Raw genomic sequence first — 3,580 nt, 5'->3', positions numbered from 1 at the left:
AGGACAATGACTCTGCCGGTTCTGGTGTTCGACGTCAACGAGACGCTGATTGACATCGATTCCATGGCAGCGGTTTTCGAGCGCATCTTCGGCGATCCGCAGGTAACTCGCCAGTGGTTCGGCCAGCTGCTGACCTACTCGATGACCGTCACCTCATCAGGACACTATGTCGACTTCTTCAGCCTGGGTCAGGGAGTTCTTCGAATGCTCGGCACCATCCGCGGCGTGGATATCAGCAGCGATGACGAAGAAGCGCTGACGCACGCGATGCTCACCATGCCGGCCCATCCCGACGTCGCAGACGGACTTTTAGCTCTGCGCAACAACGGCTTTCGCCTCGTCACACTGACCAATTCGCCGCCCAGCCCATTCGCGCCGAGCCCGATCGAGAATGCCGGTCTGGGCCACCTGTTCGAGCGGCAATTCAGCGTCGACGCCTGCCGGGCCTTCAAACCCGCGCCCGAGCCGTACCTGTACGCGTGTGAGCAACTCGCGGTCGCCCCGGCGGACTGCATGATGGTCGCCGCACACGTGTGGGACACCCTTGGCGCACAGTCCGTCGGGTTCAGCGCTGCACTGATCGCGCGTCCCGGTAACGCGGCGCTGCCCGTGCCCGGCTTGCCGCAACCCACCGTCGTCGCCACGGATCTTCGGGATTTGGCGGCCAAGCTCACACCTTCCGCGCCGTGAAGGTGTGGCTCAGACTCTGTGAGGCATAACGTGATTCGACGGCCACCTAGTCGCGGATCAGGCAGCCAGGACGGCGTCCAGCGCCGAGAAGAATAGCCCCAGCCCGTCGTCGGAGGGCCCGGTCAACGCCTCGGTGGCATGTTCGGGGTGCGGCATCAGCCCGACGATTCGGCCGTTGGCCGAGCTGATGCCGGCGATGTCGCGCAGCGAGCCGTTGACGTTGTCGAGATAGCGAAACACCACGCGGCCTTCGCCTTCCAACTCGTCGAGCACCGCATCGGAGGCCACGTAACGGCCCTCGCCGGACTTGAGCGGGATCAGCAGATCAGCGCTGGCCTCGTAGCGCGATGTCCAGGCCGTCGAGGTGGACTCCACCCGCAACCAGACGTCGCGGCAGATGAAGTGCAGACCCGCATTGCGGGCCAGCGCACCGGGCAGCAAGCCGGCCTCGCACAACACCTGAAAACCGTTGCAAATACCTAAGACCGGCATGCCGCGACCCGCGGCCACGATGACTTCGCCCATCACCGGGGCGAACTTTGCGATCGCGCCGCAGCGCAGATAGTCGCCGTAGGAGAACCCGCCGGGCACCACCACCGCGTCAACACCTTTGAGGTCGGCGTCGGCGTGCCACAGGCTGACCGATTCGGCGCCGACGGCGCGCGCCGCCCGGGCCGCGTCGACATCGTCCAGCGTTCCGGGGAAGGTGATGACACCGATGCGCGCCGTCACTGCGGCTCTCGGCTGACTGTCCAGTCTTCGATCACGGTGTTGGCCAACAACGACTCGGCAATCTCGGCCAGCGTGGAGTCGTCGACAGTGTCGTCGACCTCGAGTTCGAATCGCTTGCCTTGCCGAACATCTGAGATGCCCGCGTGGCCGAGTCGGCCCAACGCGCCGACGATCGCCTGGCCCTGCGGGTCGAGGATCTCGCCCTTGGGCATTACGTGCACAACGACCCGGGCCACCCGCGCTCCTCCTACCGTTCCGGCTGTTCGGCGCCAACTCTACCGGTCAGCACCCTGAGCGTCGTCCTAGCACGATCCGAGGTAGGCCGAGCACATCGACGACGACATGGCGTCCAGCACCTGGGCATCTGAGATGATCGGCCAGGGCAGCTGGACCGGGTCCGAGGCCGACAGCGTCAGCTCGCTGATCGTGCTGCTTTCCGGGTGCGCCACCAGGTAGGTATGCAAGATCGTCGGACCGCTGATTACGGCGGATAGCCGGTTCGGTTCGTCGACGGTGATCGACGGCGATTCGGCGGGCGCGCCGAGTTGGCAGCCGCGCAGCGCCGCGGCGGCGATGTCGAACACCGAGCTGGCGCTCCCCCCGGTGCGGCCCGCCTCGCCACGCCAGTGCACCACCTCGGCCCGCAGCTGCCACTGCCCGGACGGTTTGTCCACCGTTGCCCGGCTCGCGACCGCGGCGTCGCGGGTGTCCTGGGGGAACTCGGGCGTTGCGCACACCTCTTCGAACCGGAAGCGCGGGGTCGCGGCACCCGTCATCGGCACGGCTGCACTGGCCAGCGGCGGCCACTGGTAGGTCGAGTTCAGCGGTATCGCCGTCGGCACGATCCACGCCGTGTCGGGAATCTGATCGCACACCGGCGGGCACGTTTGCGGGTCGGCTCGGCCCACCGCGGGCGAGCAGGTGACCAGCAGGCCGCCCGCGATCAGCATCGCCGCCAGCATCAGGCGCATTCGGCTGCTCCCATGAGCGCACAATCGTAGACATGCAAATCACGCATTTCGGTCATTCCTGTGTTCTCGTCGATTTCGGCCACACCACCGTGTTGTTCGACCCGGGTAACTTCTCGCACGGCTTCGAGGGCATCACCGGCCTGTCCGCGATCGTGATCACGCATCAGCACCCCGATCACGTCGACCAGGAACGCCTGCCTGCCCTGCTCGACGGCAACCCTGGCGCCGCGCTCTACGCCGACCCGCAGACCACCGCGCAGCTCGATGCGTCGTGCCGGGCCGTGCACGTTGGCGACGAGCTGTCGGTCGGCCAGCTGACCATCCGCGCGCTCGGCGGCAAACACGCCGTCATCCACCCGGACATCCCAGTGGTCGACAACATTTCGTACGTGATCGACGAAGACGGCCGACGCGGGCGATTCATGCATCCCGGTGACGCCCTGTTCGTCCCGGACGAGCCGATCGAGGTGCTGGCCACCCCGGCGGCGGCGCCCTGGATGAAGATCTCCGAAGCGGTCGACTACCTGCGGGCGGTCGCACCGGCCCGCGCCGTGCCGATCCATCAGGCCGTCGTCGCCCCGGCGGCGCGCGGCATCTACTACGGCCGGCTCGCCGACATGACCAACACCGACTTTCAGGTGCTGCCCGAGGAAACCGCCGTCGAGTTCTAGTCGTCCGCCGAGCCTGCGGCAGGCCGCGTTCCCGGCGCCGAGCCTGCGGCAGGCCGCGTTCTCGGCAGAATTCAGCCGATGTCGGCCGCCGCGCCGCGGCCGGCGGCGCGACCGGAGAAGATGCAGCCGCCCAGGAACGTGCCCTCCAATGCCCGGTAGCCGTGCACCCCGCCGCCGCCGAAACCGGCCACCTCACCGGCCGCGTACAATCCGTCCAACGGAGTCCCGTCGGCCCCGAGTACGCGCGAGTCGAGGTCGGTCTCCAAGCCGCCCAACGTCTTTCGCGTGAGGATGTGCAGCTTCACCGCGACCAGCGGTCCGGCCTTGGGATCCAGCAGCGGATGGGGAGCAACCACTCGGCCCAGCTTGTCACCCAGGAATTCGCGGGCGGCGCGGATCGCAGTGATCTGGCCGTCCTTGGTGAACTTGTTCACCACTTCCCGATCGCGGGCGGTGACCTCATCGGCGACGGTGGCATAGTCCTGCGGTGTCACGTCGGGCAGCGCTTTCATCGCT

6 protein-coding genes are annotated in these 3,580 nt (G+C 67.2%); 2 read left to right on the top strand and 4 right to left on the bottom strand.

All coding sequences use genetic code 11. From position 1 onward, the window contains the following. Positions 1-6: 6 nt before the first annotated feature. On the top strand, positions 7-690 hold the full coding sequence (locus AC2VOU_RS12545) for a haloacid dehalogenase type II (RefSeq protein WP_486957675.1): 684 nt from the start codon (positions 7-9) through the stop codon (positions 688-690). 57 nt (positions 691-747) lie between these two features. On the opposite strand, the gene purQ is transcribed toward AC2VOU_RS12545, so the two are convergent. The 3 genes from purQ to AC2VOU_RS12530 form a co-directional block, all read right to left on the bottom strand. Beyond that, on the bottom strand, positions 748-1,422 hold the full coding sequence (gene purQ, locus AC2VOU_RS12540) for a phosphoribosylformylglycinamidine synthase subunit PurQ (protein WP_486957674.1): 675 nt from the start codon (positions 1,420-1,422) through the stop codon (positions 748-750). Then, positions 1,419-1,658 (bottom strand): phosphoribosylformylglycinamidine synthase subunit PurS, encoded by a 240-nt coding sequence (purS, locus tag AC2VOU_RS12535; protein WP_486938872.1) that lies wholly within the window; start codon positions 1,656-1,658, stop codon positions 1,419-1,421. The genes purQ and purS overlap by 4 nt, the downstream gene beginning before the upstream one ends. Before the next feature lie 66 nt (positions 1,659-1,724). Further along, a complete protein-coding gene (locus tag AC2VOU_RS12530; RefSeq protein ID WP_486957673.1) occupies positions 1,725-2,393 on the bottom strand; it encodes an ATPase in 669 nt (222 codons plus the stop codon). 32 nt (positions 2,394-2,425) lie between these two features. Between AC2VOU_RS12530 and AC2VOU_RS12525 the strand changes: the two genes are divergently transcribed. Further along, entirely contained in the window at positions 2,426-3,064 is a 639-nt protein-coding gene (locus tag AC2VOU_RS12525) for an MBL fold metallo-hydrolase (RefSeq protein ID WP_486957672.1), read from the top strand. A gap of 71 nt (positions 3,065-3,135) precedes the next feature. Here AC2VOU_RS12525 and AC2VOU_RS12520 read toward each other — a convergent pair. After that, positions 3,136-3,580: FAD-binding protein (locus AC2VOU_RS12520; RefSeq protein WP_486957671.1), on the bottom strand; the 445-nt coding region annotated here is incomplete at its 5' end.

The organism is Mycobacterium sp. TH-M25, from assembly GCF_057473665.1.
Note: the sequence above shows the minus strand (reverse complement) of the source record. Positions and strands in the feature narration are given on the sequence as shown.

Bases quoted from the DNA above. Each gene is read 5' to 3' on its own strand.
- AC2VOU_RS12530 (WP_486957673.1), bottom strand. From the start codon at position 2,393: ATGCGCCTGATGCTGGCGGCGATGCTGATCGCGGGCGGCCTGCTGGTC.
- AC2VOU_RS12545 (WP_486957675.1), top strand. From the start codon at position 7: ATGACTCTGCCGGTTCTGGTGTTCGACGTCAACGAGACGCTGATTGAC.
- AC2VOU_RS12525 (WP_486957672.1), top strand. From the start codon at position 2,426: ATGCAAATCACGCATTTCGGTCATTCCTGTGTTCTCGTCGATTTCGGC.